The 278-nt window shown below is 63.3% G+C and carries 1 pseudogene; it reads right to left on the bottom strand.

What is annotated here, in order from left to right:
- Window positions 1-278 (bottom strand): annotated as a pseudogene (locus AAEZ06_RS27165) (tryptophan--tRNA ligase); the annotation flags it as partial.

Raw genomic sequence — 278 nt, 5'->3', positions numbered from 1 at the left:
GGCACCTTGTGCGCGTTGAACATCAGGATGTCCGCGGCCATCAGCACAGGGTAGCTGTACAAGCCCATGGTGATGCCGGCATCCGGGTCTTCACCGCTCTCGACGTTCTTGTCCACCGAGGCCTTGTAGGCGTGCGCACGGTTGAGCAGGCCCTTGGCGGCGACGCAGGTCAGCAGCCAGGTCAGCTCGGGGATTTCCGGGATGTCGGACTGGCGATAGAAGGTCACGCGCTCTACATCCAGGCCACCGGCCAGCCAGGTTGCGGCAATTTCCAGACG

Origin of the sequence: Pseudomonas sp. HY7a-MNA-CIBAN-0227, assembly GCF_040310325.1 — a bacterium.
In the GTDB taxonomy this organism is placed as follows: Bacteria; Pseudomonadota; Gammaproteobacteria; order Pseudomonadales; family Pseudomonadaceae; genus Aquipseudomonas.
The sequence above is the reverse complement of the archived record's forward strand: the minus strand, read 5'-3'. Positions and strand labels throughout refer to the sequence as shown.